Raw genomic sequence first — 20,680 nt, 5'->3', positions numbered from 1 at the left:
TTTACCTCCGAACGATGGTCTGCGCCGACCGGCCTGCGGGGTCGGCGGGCCGCCGGTATGCAAGGCGGAGGAATGTGGTCGCGATCTTCCAGGCGGCGGACAGGCTGGCGGCGAGGTCGCCGGACACCTTCGACCGGCCGCCGCGCCGGCACCGGTGATCGACCGGGATTTCCCGGCAACGCAGGCCGCCCGCCGCCCGCATCTGCATCTCCAGGTTCCAGCCATAGGTTTCCTCGGTCATGCCCAGCGCGCGCAGGCGGTCGACCCGCATCGCACGCAAGGGCGACATGTCGGTGAAACGGACCCGGTAGGTCAGCCGCAGCAGCGTCCCGGCGATCCGCCCCGCCACGATCTGCTGCGGCGTCATCGAGCCGCGCTCGCGCCGCCCGCGCAGGCGCGAGCCCATGACGAAGTCCGCCTCGCCATCGGCGACCGGCCGGACGACCTGCGGGATGAAGGCGGGCACGTCGCTGCCGTCGCCGTCGAGGAAGCAGACGATCTCCGTTCCGGGCCGGACGGCGGCCAGCCCGGCGGCGCAGGCGCGGCCGTAGCCGCGCACCGGCTGGGCCACGACACGGGCGCCCGCGGCGGCGGCCCGCTCGGCGGTCCGGTCGGTGGACCCGTTGTCGACGACGATGACCTCGCCGACGCCCTCGGCCATCACCTCCCGCACCACGTCGGCGATGGAGTCCTCCTCGTCGAGGCAGGGGATGACGACGGCCACCGTTTCAAGCGGCTGCGCGCTGCTCATGACGCCATCGCCGTCTGGCGGCGTCGCACGAACGCGCGGGTGCGTGGCGCCTCCGGCACCGGCTGACCCGGGGTGGAGAAAGGCGGTGGCCGGCCGTCGAGTTCATCCTCCAGCATGGCGTAGGACCGGGCATCGTCCACGTCGTACCAGGGATCGAGCGGTATCACCGGAACGCCGATCTTGCGCGCCCGTTCAAGCGTCAGACTGTAGACCGTGTCGGTGCTCCAGGGGATGTCCGCGAACAGTCCGGGATGGGGCCGCGACAGGCCGATGAGTGTGTAGCCGCCGTCGAGTGCCGGGCTGATGACGGCGTTGTCGCCGGACTTGAGCGCCTGGACCGCGGCGCGGAGGATGTGGCGCGGCAGGGTCGGGCTGTCGGAGTTGACGAGGATGGCACCGGCATGGCCCTGCGCCAGAAGGTCGGCGATGCCCTGGTCCAGCCGCCGGCCGAGATCCCCCTCGCCCTGGGGGACCAGCCCGAATCCGTCGGGAAGCAGCTGCCGCAGCTCCTCTTCGGAGCCCACTGGGGTATAGACCGCATAGCCGGGTGCGTCGCCCTCCTCCGACAGGCCGGCGATGGTCGCGGCCAGATCGGCGATGAAGCAGCCGGAGATTTCGGCACACTCCTCCGGCGGCAAAGGCGGTGACAGCCGGGTCTTGGACTTGCCGGGGCTGGGCGTCTTGCAGATGATGGCCACCGCTACGGTCGTCATGGGTCGGGTCTCCACCGGACTGAGGGAGGGCTGCTGATCGGTGGACCGGGGGCGAGCGCCTGCTCGAGGTCGCCGAACAGGTCGTCCGGGTCTTCGAGCCCGACCGACAGGCGCAGCAGATCGTCGGGGCAGGGCGATCCCTGGCCCTCGATCGAGGACCGGTGCTCGATGAGGCTTTCGATGCCGCCGAAGGAGGTCGCACGCCGCCAGAGATGGACGTTGGCCGCCACCTTCACCGCCGCCGCCGCCCCGCCCCTGACGCGGATGGACAGCATGCCACCGAAGCCGCCGGACATCTGGCGGGCGGCGATGGCGTGGCCGGGATGGTCGGCAAGGCCGGGATAGAGCACGGCGGACAGCGCCGGATGGCCGGCCAGCCGGCCGGCCAGGGTTGCGGCGCTGCGGCTCTGCTCGCGCACCCGCAGATCGAGCGTCCGCAGGCCACGCATCAAGAGCCAGGCGTCGAACGGACCGGGTGTCGTGCCGTGCTGGTCGCGGATGGCCGCGATCCGGTCCCACAAACCCGAGGGGGCCGAGGCCGCGAGGGCACCGGCAACCACATCGGAGTGACCGTTGAGGTATTTGGTCGCGGAATGCATCACGATGTCGGCGCCGCAGTCGAGCGGCCGGGTCAACACCGGCGTCACCGCCGTGGAATCGACGCAGACCAATGCACCCGCGCGGTGCGCAAGTTCGGCGACGGCGGCGATGTCGGTGACGGTCCAGAGCGGGTTGCTCGGCGTTTCGATCCAGACAATGCCGGTGCGGCCCGGCCGGATGGCGCGGCCGATGGCGTCGAGGTCGGCCATGTCGGCGAAGGTCACCTCGTGCCCGTAGCGATGGGCCTCGGCGAGCCAGACATGCAGCCCCCAATACATGTGCCGCGGAGCGACGATGTGGGTGGGCGATGCCGCCAGGAACAGGGTGGTGGCGGCCGCCATGCCCGAGCCGAAGAGCAGCGCCTCGCGGGCATGTTCCAGGTCGGCGATCTGACGCTCCGCCTGCTGGACCGACGCGTTGTCCTTGCGCCCGTAGACATGGCCGGAGCTGTAGCCGTTGTCCGCGTCGCGCATGTAGGTGGCGCTCACGTCGATGGGCGGCGTCAGCGAGGCGGCCAGAGACCGGCCGGCGCCCAGGGCCCGCGCCGTCAGCGTGCGGGGCATCGGTGTGCGTGGCGTCAAGGTTGGGGCCTCAGGATGTTGCTCCGGTGGTCGCCGATGGTGAGTGGAACGGGGGCTCATGGGAGGGATACGGTGGCCGGTGGCCCGTCGTTACAGGCCCGGTCGGATTTTTTTGGGCCGGGTTCAGTCGCCTGCCATCCGGGGTCCGGCACTGTAGATCCGCCACAGGCCGGGTTCGGCTTCGGCGAGGCGGTAGAGGGGGCTTGCGGCGAAGGGGTCACGGCTCCAGGCGCCGTCGAAGACCGTGACCACCACCACGTCGCAGCGATGGATCCACGCGAGCGCCCGGATGTCGTCCGGCGTCCCGTCACCGGCGAAAACCCGCCCGAACTGCTCGGCGATGGCCGCCCGACGCTCGGACTGCAGGGCGGCGAAGGCGATGGCCAGTTCGTTCCCGGCGAAGCAGGAGCGGCGGTCGGCAAACAGCGCCCAGGACAGGTTCACCGGCCAGGGCGTCATGTCGGCGAACAGGGCGGGGTTGCTGGCGACCCGTGCGTCGGGCGGCGCATGGCGCCGGACCGCCTGCCACAGGGCCGGCGACCGTGCGAACGCGGCGGCCGAGGAGGAGGGCCTGCCCGCCAGATTCTCCGCGGCGAGGCGCAGCCCGTCGGGCAGCGTCGCCGTCGCGGCGGCCATCGCCAGGACCAGGGGAAGCGCCGCACGCCGCTCCACGCAGCGGGCCAGCCCGGCCCCGGCGGCGGCCGTCAGCACCATCAGGCCGGGCAGCACGGCGCGCCAGCCGAGATCGTTGTTCACACCGGCTGTGCTGACGAGCAGCCAGCCCGCGCCGAGGCTGGCCGCCGTCAGGATGGCGAGGGCGCGGACGAGCAGCCCATCCGGCGGCCCGTCCGGCCGAGCATCCGGCCGTGCCGCCATCCGCGCGAGAGCGATGGCCCCCGCGAGATAGACGAGCGGAAACTCGACGACCAGCAGCACCAGCCAGTAGGCCGGCACGTCGAGTACCCGGCCGAGTGGTTGCGGCAGGGCGGGCCCCAGCACTTCGAAGGGATCGATGGCGATGAGACGGCCGCCACCCCGGGCGACGGCGCTGCGATACTGCTCGACCAGCAGCGGGGAGGCGATGGCGACGGCGACGACCGCCGCGACGCTGCCGAGCAGGAGGAAGGTCCCCACCCCGCCGGCCGGGTGGGAGCGAGCCGGGCGGGAGCGTGCCAGGAAAAGGGCGCATCCGGCCGCCGCCAGGACGAAGACCACTCCGCCGACCCAGATCGAACTCTGGTAGGCCGCCGCCGCCAGAAGCGCCAGGGTGACGGTCGTGAGCGCTCCGGGCCGCCGGGCGAGCCGGACCATGGTCATCACCGCCACCACGACGCAGCCGGCGGCCTGGACATGGTGCGGGCTCCAACTCGTCTGGAACAGCCATCCGGCGAGCCCGGTGGCAGGCTGGAGCCAGTGTTCGAGCGTCTCCTCGCCGACCATTGCGACCAGGACCGGCCGCAGGGAACCCAGGCCGCTGAGGCCAATCGCGAGGAAGGGGGCGAGGCTGCTGCCGCTGAAGTGACGGGCGAGCCCCGCCATCAGCAGCAGGGTCGAGAAGGCCGTCAGCCAGCTTGCCGCCGCGTCGGCCTCCCAGCCGGTCGCACCGGTGAGTTGGGCAAGCTGTGCGGCGCCGAACTGCCAGAGATAGTAGTAGGCGACCCCGGCCGGCGCCTCCGCCCCGCCATAGACGGGGTTGACCGGCGGAACGCCCTCCCGGACGATCTGGTCGATCAGCGCGATCTTCGCGTGATCGAAGAGTGCCGGCGCCACGGCGATACCGTCGCCGGTGAATTTCGGCAGCACAGCAAGCGCCGGTCCGGCAGCCATGACGGCGGTGGCGAGACAGACCCACAGGGTGAGGGGCGGGATGCGATCCTCGCTCCCGTCTCGACGGACCCTCAGGAGCCCGGCCGCACAGACCAGGGCCATGGCGCCGACGGTCGCAACCGGCGAGAATCCGCCGACGAGCGAGAGCAGCAGCGCCAGGGCGTTCTGCACCGCCCAGCCCAGGACAGGCGCCAGCGTCAAGGCGATGGCACGGTCGAACGCCAGCGACCGCGCGAGCGCGTAGCCGCTGGCCATCCACAGGACAAGGCCGGTCGCGGCGCAGAGGGCGGCGAGGGACAGCGAAGGCACGGTTTATCGAGCTTCCGGCATGTCAAAGCCCGCTGAACCAGTTGAAGCCCTGCTTCTCCCAGAAACCGGGCGAGTAGCTGTTGGTGACCTCGATGGCACGGATCCATTTCGGGTTCTTGAAGCCGAGCTTCACCGCCGTGCGCAGGCGCAGAGGAAAGCCGAAGGGATCGGTGATCGGCTCGCCCGCGTATTTGGTGGCCAGGATGGTCTGGGGGTGCAGAGCCGAGGGCATGTCGATGCTCTCCATGTAATCGTCGTTCCCGTGGAAGACGACGTATTTGGCGCTCAGGTCCGCCCCCACTCTTGTGAGGAAATCCCGGAGGTTGGGGCCCGACCACTGGCCGATGTAATCCCAGCCCTCGACGCAGATGTGCTTGATGATTTCTTCCTGTTCCGGCAGGGCGTAGATCCGCTCCAGGCTCCAGGGCCGCTTGTCGGCGATCAGGCCGCTCAGCTCCAGCTTCCAGCCGCCGATGTCGACCGGCTTCAGGTCCTCGATCTCGTAATAGGCGTTGAAGCGCGGCGGCTTTACGACCTGGGACGCCGCATAGGTCGGTGCCAGCTTGTTCGGGTCGAACAGCAGGGCCTGGACCCCGTCGTTGAAGCCGGACACCGCCCGGAGAACGGTTTGGACGGCATCGCGGTCGGAGACGTTGCAGCCGGTCAGCATCGTCAGGGCGCCGAGGCTGAGGGTGCCGCGCAGCAGCTTGCGGCGGCCGATCGTCTCGATGAGGTCGCGGTGTTCGGCGAGGACGGTCTGGTCCGGTCCGCGTTGCGGCCGGAAGAGCGAGGTGAACGGGCGGCGCAGAGGCATGGTCGGCATCCGTCACGGGTTCGAGGCTTGGGAAGGCGTTACCGGAGTCTCCCGGCCGGCATCGAGGCGCGGCCCGCCGGTCAGCATGCCGAGAAGGGTCCGCGGCACCAAAATCGCCAGCGAGACATGGATCAGGACGAACAGCACGATGGCCGTCATTCCGGCGAAATGGGCCAGACGCGCGCCCTGGAAGTCGTAGAAGAGCGACACGAGGAAAGAGAATTGCACCGGCTTCCAGATGGCGAGGCCGGAAACGACCTGAAGCACCACCACGAGGATCACGCCGACATAGAGACTCTTCTGGACGGCGTTGTAGTGCGTGAGGTCGGCGTGCTCGAGCCGGAATCGTAGGGCGGCCACGGCCTCGCGGACCAGTTCACGCGGAGATATGGGGAAGAACAGCCGGCGGAACCGGCCGGACAGGATGCCGTAGGTCAGATAGGCGATCCCGTTCAGCACCAGGATCCACATGCCCAGGAAGTGCCATTGCAGGGCGTGCTGCGCCCATATGCCCAGCACGATCTCCTCGGGGAAATGCAGAAAGCCGAACAGAACCTCGTCGTTGTAGATCTTCCACCCGCTCATGATCATGATGATCATCGCCGCCGCGTTCGTCCAATGCATCAGCCTGACCGTAAGAGGATGCATAAATTTTAAAGGTTTCATTTTCGGTATTCTCCATCTTTGCGTCTAAACTATTTTATTTTATACGCGAATATTGACGCATATCGGTGGTTGGGCTATTTCTTTGTTTAAAGATTTCAGTTATCCATGAGGCATCATCATGCGATCCGCCATGACTGTCTTTTTTCTCGCTGCGATGACTCTGGGCCTGATCCGAAGCCCGGCCCATGCCGACGATGCCAAGCCCAGGCGAGCGGAAGGAGGAGCCCACACCCAGACGCTGCCCGAGGCGGACAGCTCGACGCCGGAGGAGCGGATGAAGCGGCGCTTCCCGCAGAAAGTCCGGGTCGGCGATCTGCGCGGACTTCCGCTGCTCGACGAGGACGATCGTACCCTTGGCCATGTGACGGAGGTGGTTCGGATGCAGAACGGCAGGATCGTGCTGGTGTCGCGATGCGACGATTGGTTCGGCCATGGCGGGCGTCTGGTCGGCATCCCCATCGAGACGGTGGCGATCCTCGCGCGGCACCTGAATGTCCTGGACATCCCCAGGAAGGATTTTCCCTCGCTTCCCAGTTGGAAGGAGGCGGACGGCGCCGTGATCGCCGATGACGACATCATCCGCATCGCCATCTCCCGCCGTTGAGGACAGGCGTTCCCCGTTGCGCCCTGCGCCATGGATGTTTCCGGTCGGCATTCCCGATCTCCGCGTTCCCTGGGGTGGGGAGTATCCCCCTTCAGGTCCTTACGCCGCGAAGCACGGGTTCGTTACAAAGCCTGCGCGGGCGAAACCCATGGACGCCGGACGGCCACGCAGGCCGGCTTCTTGCCGATCACGCCTTTGTGACCGACGGTGATTTCGCGATTCGGATCGGGTGCAATAGAATGAAGCCTCGGCCTGACCGTCATCGCATCCGGACCGGGGGACGAGCATGTGGGACCAGGGATTGGAGCAGGAATGGGCGGACCTGATGCGCATGGCGCTCGCCGGCGATTCCGCTGCCTACCGCCGGTTCCTGCTTTGCATCACTCCGCATCTGCGGGCGATGGCGCGGTCACGCTGCCGGACGCTGGGGGCACCGGACAGCGAGACCGAGGACATCGTGCAGGAGGTTCTGCTGGCGATCCATCTCAAGCGTGGGAGCTGGGATTCGTCACGGCCGATCGGTCCCTGGATCGGGGCGATCGTGCGCAATAAGATCATCGATGCGCTGCGCCGGAGGGGCCGGCGGACGAATGTGCCGATTGAGGACGTCATGGACACGTTAGCGGCCGAGGAGCAGGCCGGGGGCTTGGCGCAGCTGGACATCGACAGCCATCTGGCGACCCTGAAGCGGCGCCAGCAGGACATCGTCCGCTCGATCTCGATCGACGGCGACAGCATCCGCGAAACGGCCGACCGCTTCAAGATGACCGAGGGCGCGGTGCGCGTCGCGCTGCACCGGGCGTTGAAATCCCTGGCGCAGCTGTGCCGGATCCAGTCGACATGAGGACAGAGGATTTGATCGACCGGCTGGCGCTCGACCCGCCGCCGCGTTTCGGCTTCGGTACGGCCTTCATGACGGCGACCCTGTTGGGCATTCTCGTTGCCGGCGGTGTCTTCCTTGCCGTGATCGGGATCCGGCCGGACATCGGACGGGCGGCGGAGAGCGCACGTTTCCTGTTCAAGTTCGTCGCGACGGTGCCGCTGGCCCTGGGCGCCCTGGGCGTCGCCCTGCGCCTGAGCCGGCCGGGAATGGCGGCCGGCGGCTGGCGGCTGGTGCTTGGCGCCGTTCCGGTCCTCCTGGCGGCTGCGGTCGCGCTGGAGCTTTATCAGGTCCCGGCGAACCTTTGGCAGTCGCGCCTCGTCGGCGCCAACGCCGGCTTCTGCCTGATCCTGATCCCACTGATGGCCATTGGGCCGCTTGCCCTCCTGATCGCCGTGATGCGGCGGGGCGCTCCGGAGCGCCCGGCGCTGGCGGGCGGGTTCGCCGGTCTGGCAGCGGGCGGCATCGCGGCCACCTTCTACGCGATGCACTGCCCCGACGACAGCCCGCTTTTCGTGGCGGCTTGGTATTCCGCCGCTATCCTCCTCATGGGTGTTGCGGGCTGTCTCGCCGGACGTCGGTTCCTGAGATGGTGAAGCGCAATGGCGGTTCTGCGCAGGCACACGGCTTGATTCGTCGCTTGAAGGACGCCGTTGTGATCGCCGGAGATCACGCGGCCGCCGTCCGGCTGACGCCGCGCAGGGCCGGCAGCATGTCCTCGGGTTCGGGGCGGCGGGTGTAGTCCGGGTTGACCTCGGCGTAGAGGATCGTGCCATCCTGCCCGATGACGAAGCGGGCCGGCATCGGCAGCGTCCAGCTTGGGTCGCCGTTGAATGCCGGCAGGTCGTTCTTCAGCCCCTTGTAAAGTTCGACCAGATAATCGGGCAGCGCAAAGCGCAGGCCGAACGCAGCAGCGACGTCGTTGTGCGGATCCGACAGGATCGGGAAGCCGAGCGCGTTCTGGCGCACCGACTTGCGGCTGTTCGGGGCCGTCTGCGGCGAAATGGCGAGCAGGTTCGCTCCGAGGGACCGGAAGGTCGGCAGCGCCGCCTGCAATGCCTGGAGTTCCATGTTGCAGTAGGGGCACCAGACGCCGCGGTAGAAGCTGACCACCAGCGGCCCCTCCGCCAGCAGGGCGGCGGACGACACCGCCTTGCCGTCGGGGTCGTTCAACGTGAAGGCGGGGGCCTTGTCCCCGGCCTTGAGCGCACGGCCGGCGGCGTCCGAGGCGATCAGTTCGGCGGTGGCGCGGTGCATCGTCTCGATCACCGTGCGGGGGACATTGTAGGGCGGCTTGCCCGCCTGGAAATCGGCCTTGAAGGCGTCGAGCCTGTCCTGGAGCGACATGGGGAAGTCCTTTGCCGTATGGAGTGGAGGGAATGCGGATCAGCCGTTTGCGGCGGCGGAGCGGGCGGGCAATTGGCCGGCGGGCACGATCTCGTTGACGGCTCCCCAGTCCTTCGCTTCTCCCTTGCAGCGTCGCCGCCGATGGGAGAGTTATCGCCATTCCAACCTCCGGGCGGCAGACCGGCTGGAGCGATAACGGCAATTCCTGTCAGGAATAACGATGGACCGATTGCAGGCGATGGCCAGCTTCGTGCGCGTGGTGGAGACCGGCTCCTTCTCGGGTGCCGCCCGGCAGTTGGGGGTGGGGCAGCCGGCCATCTCCAAGACGATTGCGCAGTTGGAGGAGCGGTTGCAGGTGCGCCTGCTGCTGCGGTCGACCCACGGCCTGACGCCCACCGAAGCGGGACTGCGTTTTTATGAGCGCGCCCGGCTCGCCATCCGGGAGGCCGACGAAGCGGAACTGGAGGCGCGGGGCGCCGGTGCCGGACTGTCGGGCCGGCTGCGCATCTGCGCCGCGACCACCTTCGCCCGGCTGCTGATCGTGCCGCGCCTCCCCGAGTTTCTGAGCCGCCATCCGGACCTGGACATGGAGGTGATCCTGGACGACCGGGTGATCGATCTGGTGTCCGAGGGGATCGACGTCGCCCTGCGCATGGGTACGCTGTCGGATTCGACGGCGGTGGCGCGGCGGATTGCCAGCGGTGGCCGTTCGGTCGTGGCGACGCCCGCCTATCTTGCCCGCGCGGGCGTGCCGCGGACCCCGGCCGATCTCGCCGATCACGATGCGGTGGTCTATAGCCAGCTCAGCAACGGCTGGGCATTCCGGCAGGGCGGGACCGAAGCGTCGGTCGTGGTGCGCGGCCGGCTGCGGGTCAGCGCGGCGGAAGGGATCCGGGCGGCGGTTCTGGCCGATCTGGGGCTGGCGGTCGCGTCCGACTGGATGTTCGGTCCCGAGCTTGCGGACGGGTCGGTGCGGCGCGTGCTGGAAGACTGGACGCTGCCGCCGATCGATTTGTGGGCGGTGTTTCCCACCGGGCGGCTGGCCAGCACCAAGGCGCGCGCCTTTGCGGAGTTCGTCGCGGGGATCGTGAATGGAGATGGCGCGCCGGTTGAGGATGCGGACTTGGGTGGACGCCAGTCCCAGCAGGATCATTCCCAGGAGGCATAGGCATTAGTCGCGCAGCCCGCCTACGCGCCGCTCTTGGAATGGGTCAGGGTCCGTCCCGTCGAACGCAGCCGACGGAACAAGGACCCTCCTCCATGACCCAATTCACCAGCCACACCCTCGACACCGCCCCCGATGCCGCAAAGCCGATTTTCGAGGGCGTGAAGGCCGCTTTCGGCTTCGTGCCGAACCTGCAGTCCTATATGGCGGAATCGCCGGAACTGCTGGCCGGCTACACGGCGCTGTGGGACCTGTTCTCCAAGACCACGCTCACCACGCATGAGCAGCAGGTCGTCTATCTGACCGCCAATTTCGAGAACGAGTGCCACTACTGCATGGCTGGCCACACCACGCTCGCCCGGATGCAGAAGATGGGCGAGGACGTGATCGCCGCGCTGCGCGCCGGCAGCGAACTGCCCGACGCCCGGCTGGAGGCACTGCACCGCTTCGCCACGCTGGTGGTGCGCAATCGCGGCTGGGTCGCCGACGCGGACGTCGATGCCTTCCTGGCGGCCGGCTTCACCCGCCGCAACGTGCTGGAGGTGGTGCTCGGCGTCGCCACCAAGGTGATGAGCAACTACACCAACCACATCACCCACACGCCGCTCGACGCCTTCATGAAGGGCAACGAGTGGAGCAAGCCCGCCGTCGCCTGACACGGGGGCACAGCGCTGTTCCTGTCCCCAGCCGGCAGGTCCCATTGCCACAATCGATCCATACGGAGCTGACATGATTCTCTCTGGGAAACGCGCGCTGATCACCGGCGGCTCCAGCGGCATCGGCTTTGCTGTTGCCCAGGCGCTCGGCGAGAAGGGGGTGGCCCTTGCCATCACCGGCCGGCGCCCCGACCGGTTGGCTGCCGCGGTCGATGCCTTGCGGAAGGCTGGAAATTCGGTGAGCGGCATCGTGGCCGATGTCGCGACCACCGAGGGGCGTCGGCAGACGCTCGACCAGGCGCTCGGCGCATTGGGCGGGCTCGACATCCTGGTCAACAACGCCGGCGGCGTCCGTGCCGGGCGGCTGGAGCATGTCGCGGAGGAGGACATCCTCGCGATGATCGCCGTCGATCTGACCGCGCCGATCCTGCTGACGCGGGCCGCTCTTCCAGCGCTGCGCACCAGCGGCGAGGGGATGGTCGTGAATGTTTCGTCGGGCCTGGGGCTAGTCGGCGCGCCATTCTACGCCACTTATGCCGGCGCCAAGGCCGGTCTGGCACGATTCGGCGAGGCCTTGCGCCGTGAACTGAAAGGCGAGGGCGTCCATGTGCTGACCGTTTATCCCGGGGCCACGGACACCCCGATGATGGCGTCGAACACTGCCGGCCCGGAGCTGGGCTTCAGCCGCGAGAGCGCGGAAGCCGTGGCCGCGGCCATCGTGGCAGGGATCGAAGCGGAGGCGCTGGAGGTGATCCGCGGCGGCGAAGCACGGGCGGCGATGATCGCGCTCAACCGGGATGACCCGCTGGCCATCGATGCGCGCTTCCTCGACCTCAAGGCCCGCCTTGAGGTGGCGGTGAAGGGGCATGCCGCCTTGTAAGCGAGGACCGGCAGCGGGGGGGGGGCGCAAGCTGCTCCCCGGCCTGTTGCAGTCTCAAGCGCCGGAGGTGTCTATCAGGTCGGCTGATCCCGGCAGGTCGGCTGATTCCGGTTTGTTCAATCCGGTGAGCAGATGCTCGATGAAGCTGCGCACCTTCGGCGAGACGTGGCGGGTCGCCGGGTAGACGACATGGATGGCCTCGTCCGTCACCTCCAGTTCGGACAGGAGCGGGACGAGGCGGCCGGCGCGGATGTCCTGCTCGACGATGAAATCGGCCAGCCGCGCCAGCCCCAGCCCGCCCACCGCGGCATGGCGCAGCAGCCACAGGCTGTCGGCCTGGAAACTGCCGGACGGCCGCAGGATCTCGCGCCGGTCGCCGGCCATGAACTCCCATTCCGTCCGGCCGGAACCCGACAGCAGCGTCAGGCACTCATGACGGACGAGATCGGCCGGCGACCGCGGTACGCCACGCCGCTCCAGATAGTCCGGACTGGCCACCACATGGCGGCGCAACGGCCGCAGCCGGCGGGCGATCAGGCTGGAGTCGGCCAGCCGTCCGGCGCGGATCGCCAGATCGAACCCCTCCTCGACCAGCCGTTGCACGCGGTCGTTCAGGCTGACCTCCAGCGACACGCCGGGGTGACGGTGCAGATACGATGCCAGCAGCGGCGCCACCCGCATCTGCCCGAACAGCACCGGCATGGTGATGCGCAGGGTGCCGCGCGGCTCCTCGCCCATCTCGGTCAGCGACTGTTCCGCTTCGTCCAACGCCGCCAGGATGGCGCGGGCCCGCAGGCAGAAGGTGGCGCCGGCGTCGGTCAGCGCGATCCGCCGCGTCGTGCGCGCCAGCAGGCGGGTGCCCAGCCGGTTCTCCATCTGGGCGATGCGCCGGCTGATCGCCGACGCCGAGAGACCCAGCCGCTCCGCCGCCGCAGACAGGCTGCCGCTGTCCACCACCTCTACCAGCACCGTCAGATCGTCCAGCCGGTCCATGCCGTCCTCCGCGCCCCGCGCCCTGCCACATCCCGTCCCCAGGCGCATTCTTGCATTCTGCGCAAAGATATTGTGCGTGTCCCCCTATGTTTCGCAAATCCGGCTTTTGACAGGATCGGGGCAACGGACACGCCGACAGGGAAATGCCCGATGCGTCTTCAACGCCAACTCCGCAGCATCCGGGCGCAGACCGGGAAGACCCTGCCGGGGGTGCTTGCGATGATGGACCGGGTGGTCGCCGATCTGAAGGCGCGCGGGGTCGAGCTGGGGGCGTTGCGCCCCGGCCTTCAGGCTCCCGACTTCGCCTTGCCGAACCATCTGGGCCGGACGGTCTCCCTCTACGAGACGCTGGAGCGGGGGCCGGTCATCCTGCTGTTCTATCGCGGCGAGTGGTGTCCCTATTGTTGCGCCCAGCTCAGGGCCATGCAGCTGGCGCTGCCGCACTTGACCGCCGGGGGCGCCCGGCTGGTGGCGGTGTCGCCCGAATTGCCCGACCACAGCCTGACGCTGGCGGAGCGCAACGCGCTGGATTTCGACATCCTGTCCGACCAGGGGGCGATGGTGGCCCGCAGCTACGGCCTCGTCTTCCGTGTGCCGGACGAACTGCGCGATCTCTACCGCGACCGCGGCCTCGACCTCAACGCCCGCCAGGGCCGTCCGCCCGGAGAGCCCTGGCAGCTGCCGATCCCGGCGACCTACCTGCTGTCGCCAAGCGGCGTCGTGCGCTTCGCCGCCATCGACGCCGACTTCACCCAACGCCCGGAGCCGCAGGCGCTCGTCGATCTGCTGCACGACCGCGTCCCGGCGTCCTGACCGGCGCCCACCTTTCCAAAACCACAGTCATTCCGCAACGGAGGAACACGACCATGACCGCCACCAAGACCCCCGCGAAGACCCCCACGACGACGTTGGCCCTGCTTCCGATCGCCGGCGCCCTGGCCGGTGCGCTTACCGGTGCCCTGGCCCTGATGGCCGGCCCGGCCGCCGCGCAGTCCAACATGGAGAAATGCTATGGCATCTCCAAGCCGGGCGAGAATGGCTGCGCCCATGCCAAGGGCCTGCATTCCTGCGCCGGCAACAGCAACCTGACCTTCGACGGCGGCGACTGGAAACTGGTGAAGGCCGGCACCTGTGCCGAGGAAATGGGATCGCTGAAGCCGTTCGACGGCGCCAACACCAAGAAGAAGGGCTGAGGCGATGGCCGCGGCGGCGCCCTCCACGCTCCCTCGGCCGGTGCCGGTCGCCGCCGGCATCGGCCTGCGCGAGCCGCATCGGGAGGCGTTCGTCGCGGCCGGCTGTCCCATTCCCTGGGTCGAGATCCATCCGGAAAACTATCTGGTTCCCGGCGGCCCGCGTCTGGCCGGCATTTTACGGGTCCGCCGCGACACGGTCGTAAGCTGCCACGGCGTCGGCCTGTCGCTGGGCAGTGCCGGCGGTCTCGACCCCGACCATCTGATGCGGTTGCGCGGCCTCTATGACCGGCTGGAACCGGGGCTGATCTCCGAACATCTGTCCTGGAGCGTCACCGACGCCACCTACCTCAACGACCTGCTGCCGCTGCCCTACACCGAGGACAGCCTGGACCGGGTCCGCCGCAACATCGACCACGCCCAGGACGCTTTCGGCCGGCGCATCCTGGTCGAGAATCCGGCGGCCTGCCTCGCCTTCGCCGACAGCGCCATTCCCGAAGCCGAATTCCTGGCGGAACTGGCCGCCCGCACCGGCTGCGGCCTGCTGCTCGACGTCAACAACCTCTACGTCTCCTCGGTCAATCTCGGCTTCGATCCGTCGGCGTGGCTCGACGCCATCCCGGCCGAGGCGGTCGGTGAACTGCATCTGGCCGGTCATGCCCGCGTGACGGTCGGCGGCGAGGAGCTGCTGATCGACGACCATGGCAGCACGGTCGGCGAGCCTGTGATGGCGCTCTGTGCCGAGGTGCTGGACCGCATCGGCCCACGGCCGGTGCTGGTCGAATGGGACAACGACCTGCCGCCGCTCGACGGGCTTCTGGCCGAGGCGGGAAGGGCGCAGCGGCTGCTCGATGCCCGGATGCGGCCTGTCGAAATGCCGGCCAGGATCGCGGAGGTCCATCGTGCCGGCTGACGCGAAACTTGCTGGTTTTCAGCGCGACTTCGCCGCCTATCTGCTGCGCGGCGATCCGGCGGTCGCCGCGGCCTTGCGCCCGGATTTGCCGGCCGGGCGGCTGGCGGTCTACCGCAACACGGTGATGGGGTCGCTGGCCGCTATTCTCGGTCACGCTCACCCCACCCTGCGCCGGGCGCTATCCAAACAATTGGGCGAGCAGCCCTTCACCATGCTCGCCTGCCGCTTCGCGGCGGAGGCCCCGCCCCGCCTGCCAATGCTGTGGAGCTACGGCGCCGGCTTCGCCGATTGGCTTGCCGACCTGGAACCGGCCGCCGAACTCCCGGCTTGGGCGCCCGACCTCGCCCGGCTCGACTGGGCGATGCACGAGGCGCTGTTCGCCGCCGACGCCGAACCGCTCGACCTCGCCCGGCTCGCCGCCATCCCGCCGGACCAGGCGGGCTCCCTGCGGCTGGCGCCGCACCCGTCGCTGCGGCTGGTGCAATCGGGCTGGAACCTCCATGCGCTGTGGAAGGATGCCGACGCGACACCGGCGCCCCTGCCGGAAGCGGTTCTGATCGGCCGCGTCCCCGGCGACGGAGACGGTTGCGGCGAAGGCGAGGTGCGCTGCACCCGGCTGACCGCGGCCGACGGCGCGCTCGCCGCCGGGTTGCTGGCCGGCGCCACCCTGGACGAGGCCGCCGCGGACGAGGCGGCCGCCGGCGCCGACCTCCAATCCCTGCTGGCGCTGCTGTTGCAGAACCGGCTGCTGGCCGGCTTCGCGCTGGACCGGCGCCCCTCCCTCACCGGACGCGAAGGGAACGACCCATGACGTCATCGCCCGCAAGTCCCCGGACGTCTTCCTGGGGGCAGCACCCCGCCCGGCTCGCCCGGCTGCCGGACCTCCGCGACCATGCCGCCGGATGGCTCGACCGGTATGCGGCCCCCCTGTTCGACCTTGCCGTCCGGCTGACGATGGCGCCGATCTTCTTCCGCTCCGGCCTGCAGAAGGTCGGCGATTGGCCGGCCACCCTCTTCCTGTTCCAGGAGGAATACCGGGTGCCGCTGCTGCCGCCGGATATCGCCGCCCTGCTGGCCGCCGCCACCGAGCTGACCATGCCGGTCCTGCTGGTGCTGGGGCTGGCGACGCGGCTGGCGGCGCTGCCGCTGCTGGCGATGGCGCTGACGATCCAATTCGTGCTGGGTGCGGCAAACCCGGCCTTCAGCAACCCGCAGCATTATTTCTGGATGCTGCTGCTCGCCGGCCTGATCGTTCGCGGCGGCGGACGGCTGTCGGTCGACCACTGGCTCCTTCACCTCAGCCGCCGCCGGATGGGAGACCGTCAATGACCGCCGTCGAGAGCAGCCACCAGAACAGCCACCAGAACAGGTTTCCGCTCTCCGCCCACCGGCGGATCGCCCGGCTCGGCTGGCTGCTGTCGTCCGGGCTGGTCGCCGTGCTGGCGCTGGTGCTGGCGGTCAGCCTCGTCACCGTGCAGGGCATCCGGCAGGTCGACGAGCGCTGGAACGCCTACGACCTGGGCGCCGCGGCCAAGGCCGACGCCCTGTCCGACCTGCGCGGCGCGCTGGGCTTCGGCGGGGTGATCCACCGTTTCGGCGACTATCTGCTGAGCGGCGATCCCGCCCGTGCCGCCGACGTCCGGCAGAGCCTGAAATCCGCTGCCGCCAATCTGGAGGTCTACCGCTATGCCGGCGAGCTGAGCGTGGCGGAGGAAAAGGCCCTCGACAGCATCGCCGCGGCGATGGCGCAAATGGACAGCAAACTCACGGAGGCGGAGGCCGCGGTGGCGGCGCACACGCCGCTCGACCGGCTGGCCCGCACCGCGGCACTCGACACTGCGCCGGCGGTGGCGGCGATGCGGACGCTGAACGGCGAGCTGACGCGGGCGCGCGCCGCTCTCGGCGAGGCCAACCGCCAGGGCATCGCCGGCCTGACCGGCACGGTGCTGACCGGCGGCAGTGTGGCGCTGGTGCTGCTGGTCGCCATCGCCGGCCTGTTCCTGTGGTTCACCCATCACCGCATCGTCCGTCCGCTGGCGCGGCTTGCCGCCTCTATGCAGCGTCTGGCTGGCGGCGATCTGGACGGTGCCGTGCCGCTGGTCGGCCGCCGCGACGAGATCGGCGCCATGGCCGGCACCGTCGAGGTGTTCCGCGACGGGCTGGTCCGGCTGCGCGCCGCCGGGGACCGCGAACGCGCCGAAGCCGAAGAGGCCCGCCGGCGCCAGGAGGCGCTGGAACGCAACCTCCGTTCCTTCGAGGCGGAGATCGGCTCGCTGGCCGCCGCGCTGGCCGGGCGGGCCGGCACGCTTCACCGCACCGGGCAGGATCTGGCCTCCTCCTCCAGCCGGACCATCGGCAGCACGCAGGAGGTCTCGGCCGCAGCCGCCCGCACCGCCGGAACCGTCCAGGCGGTCGCCACCGCCACCGAGGAGCTGTCGGCCTCCATCGCCGGGATCGGCCAGCGGGTGCAGGGCTCGGTCGCCATGACCACGGCGGCGGTCGAACAGGCCGACCGCTCCTCCGCCACCGTCGCCAGCCTCGCCGAGGCGGTGCAGCGCATCGGCGAGGTGGTCGGGCTGATCAACGCCATCGCCAGCCAGACCAACCTTCTGGCGCTGAACGCCACCATCGAGGCGGCACGGGCGGGGGAGGCCGGCAAGGGCTTCGCCGTGGTGGCGCAGGAGGTGAAGAATCTTGCCAACCAGACCGCCCGGGCGACCGAGGACATCACCCAGCAGATCGCGACGATCCGCAGCGCCACCGATGGCGCGGTCGACGCCATCCAGGGCATCGGCGGCAGCCTGGGGCAGGTCTGCCGCATGGCGCAGGAGATCGCCGACGCCGTCACCCAGCAGGACGAGGCGACGCGCGAGATCGCCCGCAACATCCAGGAGACTGCCGGTGCGGCCGGCGCGGTCAGCGCCGCGATTTCCGAGGTTGCACAGGCAGCCGAACAGGCCGGAATGGTTGCGGAAAGCATGTTCTCCTCCGCACAATCGCTCGGCAGCGAGACCAAGCGGCTGGAAGGGGCGGCGCACAGCTTCTCCCAGGCGTTGCGCGCGTGATTTCCAGAGGGCGGAGGGAAAACCGGGGTGACCGACATCGTCAGTGAAGAGTCCGGAGCCCTGCCCGGTGCCATGCATGACAGGGCAGGCCCCGGAAGCGGCTCCGGAACGGGCCGCCGGACCCTGACCATCGCCCGCTCGGCACTGCTGCTGGCGGCGGCCCTGGTCGTCTGTCTGGCCGTGATGCTGGCGGTCGGGCTGCAACTGATGCAGGGCATGGACAGGGTGGCCGACGGCTGGCGCGATTACGATCTACAGGCCGCCACCAGATCGGACGCGCTGTCGGAGGTCCGCGGGCATCTCGGCCTGGGCGGCGTCATCGACCATTTCCGCGAGGGCGCGCAGGCTGGCACGGCAGGCCATGCGGCAGGCGGCCATGCGGCGGGCGGCCATGCGGCGCTGGACCGGTCCCTGGCCCTGGCGCGGGCCAATCTTGCGATCTACCGCGACATCGTCACCCCCGGCGAGGACGAGGCGCGGGCCATTGCCGCCATCGCCGCCTTTCTCGACGCCATCCAGGTGCAGATGGAGGATCCGGCGGCGGCCATCCCGGCGGAGGCGTTCGACGCCTGCCGCCGCGACGCGGTCAAAGGGCTGGCGGCGCTGAACAGCCATTTGAGTGCGCAGCGTGCGCGGCTGACCGCCGCCACCCTGACCGACATCGAGGCCCTGCAATGGCTGATGGCGGTCGGCGGCGGCATCATCGCCGTGCTGGTCCTGGCGTTGGCCGGGACCGCCGTGTGGTTTACCCGCAGCCGCATCGTCGGCCCGCTCGGCCGTCTGGTGGAGGACGCCCGGCGTCTGGCCCGCCGCGACCTCGATCGCCCGTTCCAGGGCGGGGGCCGGCGGCGTGAAGCTGGCTTCCGGCGGGACGAGCTGGGTCTGCTCGGACGCAGCCTGGAGGACAGCCGGACCGCCCTGCGGGACCTGTTCGCCGCCATCGAGGAGAAGACGCGCCGGTTGGGCGAGAGCGAGCGCCGCTATGCCATGGCCGCCGCCGCGACCAACGACGGGCTGTGGGACTGGGACCTGGAGAGCGGAGACTTCTACCTGTCGGCCCGCCTGCGCCAGATGCTTCATCTGCCGGCCGACGGCGGCGATCCCGGCCTCGCCGCCCTGCTGGCCCACATCCATCCCGACGACCGGCATGCCGTGCTCGCCGCGATCCGTCAGGGCGAGCATGGAGCGGACGGCGCCAGCTTCGATGTGGAGTTCCGCGTCCTGCCGCCCAACCCGAAGCCGGAAGGGCCGAAGCCGGATGGGCCAACGCCGGAGGACGCCGTCCGCTGGCTTCATCTTCACGGCATCGTCGCCGCCGGTCCGGACGGCCGGGTGGCGCGGCTGGCCGGCTCCGCCGCCGATGTCAGCGACCGCAAATCCTACGAGGCGAGGCTGGTCCATCAGGCCACCCACGATTTCCTGACCGGTCTGCCCAACCGCGCTTATCTGATCCACTGGCTGCGCGAGAGCCGGGCAGCGGAGGGTATCGGCCGCAGCGATCTGGCGCTGCTGTTCCTCGATCTCGACGGCTTCAAGGTGGTCAACGACAGCCTGGGCCATGCGGTGGGCGACCGCGTGCTGGTCGCGACGGCGGAGCGGATCGCCGGCCTGATGGACGCAGGGGAGTTCGTCGTCCGGCTGGGCGGCGACGAATTCGTCGTCGCGGTCCCGTCCGGGCGGGAGGCGGCGATCGCCCGCGCCCAGGGGCTGGAGACCGCCTTCCAGCGCCCGCTCTGCGTCGGCGGCATGGAACTGCGGGTCGGGCTCAGCATCGGGCTGGCGGTCGACGACGGCACCAGCGATGATCCCGATGGCCTGCTGCGCGATGCCGACATCGCGCTCTACCGTGCCAAGGAGCATGGCAAGGGGCGCACCGTACTGTTCGACGCTTCCCTGCGCGAGGCGATCCTGATCCGCAGCCGCCTGCAACGCGATCTGACCCCGTCGCTGGAGGCCGGCGACATATTCCTGGTCTATCAGCCGATCGTCTCGCTTCCCGACGGCCGGCTCACCGGGTTCGAGGCGCTGGTGCGCTGGCGCCACCCTGACCTCGGTCCGGTCAGCCCGGCCCAGTTCATCCCGGTCGCCGAGGAAACCGGCCAGATCCTGCCGCTCGGCCGCCATGTGCTGGAACGGGCGGTGGAGCAGCTCGGTCGCTGGCGCCGGATGGCCGGGGGTGCGGCCCTGACCGTCAACGTCAACCTGTCGGCCCGCCAGATGTGGGACGAACGCTATGTCGACGACATGCTGGCGTATCTGGCCGGCGGCCGCGCCGCCGGATTGAAGGTCGAGGTGACGGAGAGCATGACCGTCGCTGACCATGATCAGGCACGTGCCATTCTGGAACGCTTTCATGCGTTGGGCGTGGAGCTGTGCATGGATGATTTCGGCACCGGCTATTCCTCGCTGTCGCACCTCGGCAGCCTGCCCTTCGATATCGTGAAGATCGACAAGAGCTTCGTCAGCGCGCTCGGCAGCGATCCCAGGCAGGAATCGCTGCTGTGCGGCATCGTCGAGCTGGCCCACCGCATCGGGCTGGAGGTCGTCGCCGAAGGGGTCGAGACCGAAGAGGAGCGGGCGGTCCTGACCCGGATCGGTTGCGACTATGCTCAAGGCTACCTGTTCGCCCGCCCGCTGTCCGTGGCCGACGCCGAAGCGCTGCTGCTTGACGCCGGCCGACCTTGATGTGTCCATCCGAGCCGCAGCGGAGGCATTGTCACGGGAAC

Annotated in this window: 21 protein-coding genes; 13 read left to right on the top strand and 8 right to left on the bottom strand. The window is 69.5% G+C overall.

Features of this window, described 5'->3' with window-relative positions:
* Position 1: 1 nt before the first annotated feature.
* From GBZ48_RS23360 to GBZ48_RS23335, 6 genes are all read right to left on the bottom strand, one after another.
* On the bottom strand, positions 2 to 751 hold the full coding sequence (locus tag GBZ48_RS23360) for a glycosyltransferase family 2 protein (protein ID WP_174473198.1): 750 nt from the start codon (positions 749 to 751) through the stop codon (positions 2 to 4).
* Complete coding sequence (locus GBZ48_RS23355; RefSeq protein WP_174473197.1) at positions 748 to 1,464, bottom strand: TIGR04282 family arsenosugar biosynthesis glycosyltransferase; 717 nt, start codon at positions 1,462 to 1,464, stop codon at positions 748 to 750. Before GBZ48_RS23355 ends, GBZ48_RS23360 begins: the two co-directional genes overlap by 4 nt.
* Positions 1,461 to 2,645: a trans-sulfuration enzyme family protein gene (locus GBZ48_RS23350; protein WP_246307410.1), complete on the bottom strand. Its 1,185-nt coding sequence runs from the start codon at positions 2,643 to 2,645 to the stop codon at positions 1,461 to 1,463. The genes GBZ48_RS23355 and GBZ48_RS23350 overlap by 4 nt, the downstream gene beginning before the upstream one ends.
* 123 nt (positions 2,646 to 2,768) lie before the next feature.
* Positions 2,769 to 4,781 (bottom strand): hypothetical protein, encoded by a 2,013-nt coding sequence (locus GBZ48_RS23345; RefSeq protein WP_174473196.1) that lies wholly within the window; start codon positions 4,779 to 4,781, stop codon positions 2,769 to 2,771.
* Between the two features lie 22 nt (positions 4,782 to 4,803).
* Positions 4,804 to 5,595 carry a molybdopterin-dependent oxidoreductase gene (locus tag GBZ48_RS23340; protein WP_174473195.1) on the bottom strand — a complete coding sequence of 264 codons (792 nt, stop codon included), beginning with the start codon at positions 5,593 to 5,595 and terminating at the stop codon, positions 4,804 to 4,806.
* 12 nt (positions 5,596 to 5,607) lie between these two features.
* Complete coding sequence (locus GBZ48_RS23335) at positions 5,608 to 6,243, bottom strand: cytochrome b/b6 domain-containing protein (protein ID WP_281362472.1); 636 nt, start codon at positions 6,241 to 6,243, stop codon at positions 5,608 to 5,610.
* A 148-nt stretch (positions 6,244 to 6,391) separates the two neighbouring features.
* Between GBZ48_RS23335 and GBZ48_RS23330 the strand changes: the two genes are divergently transcribed.
* From GBZ48_RS23330 to GBZ48_RS23320, 3 genes are all read left to right on the top strand, one after another.
* Complete coding sequence (locus GBZ48_RS23330; RefSeq protein ID WP_174473193.1) at positions 6,392 to 6,865, top strand: PRC-barrel domain-containing protein; 474 nt, start codon at positions 6,392 to 6,394, stop codon at positions 6,863 to 6,865.
* Positions 6,866 to 7,151: 286 nt separating this feature from the next.
* The gene (locus GBZ48_RS23325) at positions 7,152 to 7,709 is read left to right on the top strand and encodes a sigma-70 family RNA polymerase sigma factor (RefSeq protein ID WP_174473192.1); all 558 of its coding nucleotides are present in this window, start codon (positions 7,152 to 7,154) and stop codon (positions 7,707 to 7,709) included.
* Positions 7,710 to 7,720: 11 nt separating this feature from the next.
* Positions 7,721 to 8,341, top strand: coding sequence for an NrsF family protein (locus GBZ48_RS23320; protein ID WP_209798282.1), 621 nt, complete (start codon positions 7,721 to 7,723; stop codon positions 8,339 to 8,341).
* 73 nt (positions 8,342 to 8,414) lie between these two features.
* Here the strand turns inward: GBZ48_RS23320 and GBZ48_RS23315 are convergent, their stop codons facing one another.
* A complete protein-coding gene (locus GBZ48_RS23315; RefSeq protein ID WP_174473190.1) occupies positions 8,415 to 9,092 on the bottom strand; it encodes a peroxiredoxin-like family protein in 678 nt (225 codons plus the stop codon).
* Between the two features lie 220 nt (positions 9,093 to 9,312).
* Between GBZ48_RS23315 and GBZ48_RS23310 the strand changes: the two genes are divergently transcribed.
* The 3 genes from GBZ48_RS23310 to GBZ48_RS23300 all read left to right on the top strand — a co-directional run bounded on the left by GBZ48_RS23310 (position 9,313) and on the right by GBZ48_RS23300 (position 11,793).
* Positions 9,313 to 10,260 carry a LysR family transcriptional regulator gene (locus GBZ48_RS23310; protein ID WP_174473189.1) on the top strand — a complete coding sequence of 316 codons (948 nt, stop codon included), beginning with the start codon at positions 9,313 to 9,315 and terminating at the stop codon, positions 10,258 to 10,260.
* A 92-nt stretch (positions 10,261 to 10,352) separates the two neighbouring features.
* Positions 10,353 to 10,913 carry a carboxymuconolactone decarboxylase family protein gene (locus tag GBZ48_RS23305; protein WP_174473188.1) on the top strand — a complete coding sequence of 187 codons (561 nt, stop codon included), beginning with the start codon at positions 10,353 to 10,355 and terminating at the stop codon, positions 10,911 to 10,913.
* A gap of 73 nt (positions 10,914 to 10,986) precedes the next feature.
* Positions 10,987 to 11,793, top strand: a complete 807-nt coding sequence (locus tag GBZ48_RS23300) for an SDR family NAD(P)-dependent oxidoreductase (RefSeq protein WP_174473187.1) — start codon at positions 10,987 to 10,989, stop codon at positions 11,791 to 11,793.
* 54 nt (positions 11,794 to 11,847) lie between these two features.
* On the opposite strand, the gene GBZ48_RS23295 is transcribed toward GBZ48_RS23300, so the two are convergent.
* Positions 11,848 to 12,786 carry a LysR family transcriptional regulator gene (locus GBZ48_RS23295; RefSeq protein WP_174473186.1) on the bottom strand — a complete coding sequence of 313 codons (939 nt, stop codon included), beginning with the start codon at positions 12,784 to 12,786 and terminating at the stop codon, positions 11,848 to 11,850.
* A gap of 150 nt (positions 12,787 to 12,936) precedes the next feature.
* Here GBZ48_RS23295 and GBZ48_RS23290 point away from each other — a divergent pair, with 150 nt between their 5' ends.
* From GBZ48_RS23290 to GBZ48_RS23260, 7 genes are read left to right on the top strand one after another with little or no spacing between them, the layout of a single operon-like run.
* On the top strand, positions 12,937 to 13,599 hold the full coding sequence (locus tag GBZ48_RS23290; RefSeq protein ID WP_246307408.1) for a peroxiredoxin-like family protein: 663 nt from the start codon (positions 12,937 to 12,939) through the stop codon (positions 13,597 to 13,599).
* Positions 13,600 to 13,652: 53 nt separating this feature from the next.
* The gene (locus tag GBZ48_RS23285) at positions 13,653 to 13,979 is read left to right on the top strand and encodes a BufA1 family periplasmic bufferin-type metallophore (protein ID WP_174473184.1); all 327 of its coding nucleotides are present in this window, start codon (positions 13,653 to 13,655) and stop codon (positions 13,977 to 13,979) included.
* Positions 13,980 to 13,983: 4 nt separating this feature from the next.
* Positions 13,984 to 14,889 carry an MNIO family bufferin maturase gene (bufB, locus tag GBZ48_RS23280; protein WP_174473183.1) on the top strand — a complete coding sequence of 302 codons (906 nt, stop codon included), beginning with the start codon at positions 13,984 to 13,986 and terminating at the stop codon, positions 14,887 to 14,889.
* On the top strand, positions 14,879 to 15,700 hold the full coding sequence (locus GBZ48_RS23275; protein ID WP_174473182.1) for an HvfC/BufC family peptide modification chaperone: 822 nt from the start codon (positions 14,879 to 14,881) through the stop codon (positions 15,698 to 15,700). Before bufB ends, GBZ48_RS23275 begins: the two co-directional genes overlap by 11 nt.
* Positions 15,697 to 16,218, top strand: a complete 522-nt coding sequence (locus GBZ48_RS23270; protein WP_246307407.1) for a DoxX family protein — start codon at positions 15,697 to 15,699, stop codon at positions 16,216 to 16,218. Before GBZ48_RS23275 ends, GBZ48_RS23270 begins: the two co-directional genes overlap by 4 nt.
* Positions 16,215 to 17,954, top strand: coding sequence for a methyl-accepting chemotaxis protein (locus GBZ48_RS36415; RefSeq protein ID WP_246307406.1), 1,740 nt, complete (start codon positions 16,215 to 16,217; stop codon positions 17,952 to 17,954). Before GBZ48_RS23270 ends, GBZ48_RS36415 begins: the two co-directional genes overlap by 4 nt.
* Positions 17,955 to 17,981: 27 nt before the next feature.
* Positions 17,982 to 20,639: an EAL domain-containing protein gene (locus GBZ48_RS23260; RefSeq protein WP_174473181.1), complete on the top strand. Its 2,658-nt coding sequence runs from the start codon at positions 17,982 to 17,984 to the stop codon at positions 20,637 to 20,639.
* Positions 20,640 to 20,680 lie beyond the last annotated feature (41 nt).

It is taken from the genome of Azospirillum melinis (assembly GCF_013340935.1).
GTDB classification, from domain to species: domain Bacteria; phylum Pseudomonadota; class Alphaproteobacteria; order Azospirillales; family Azospirillaceae; genus Azospirillum; species Azospirillum melinis.
Note: the sequence above shows the minus strand (reverse complement) of the source record. Positions and strands in the feature narration are given on the sequence as shown.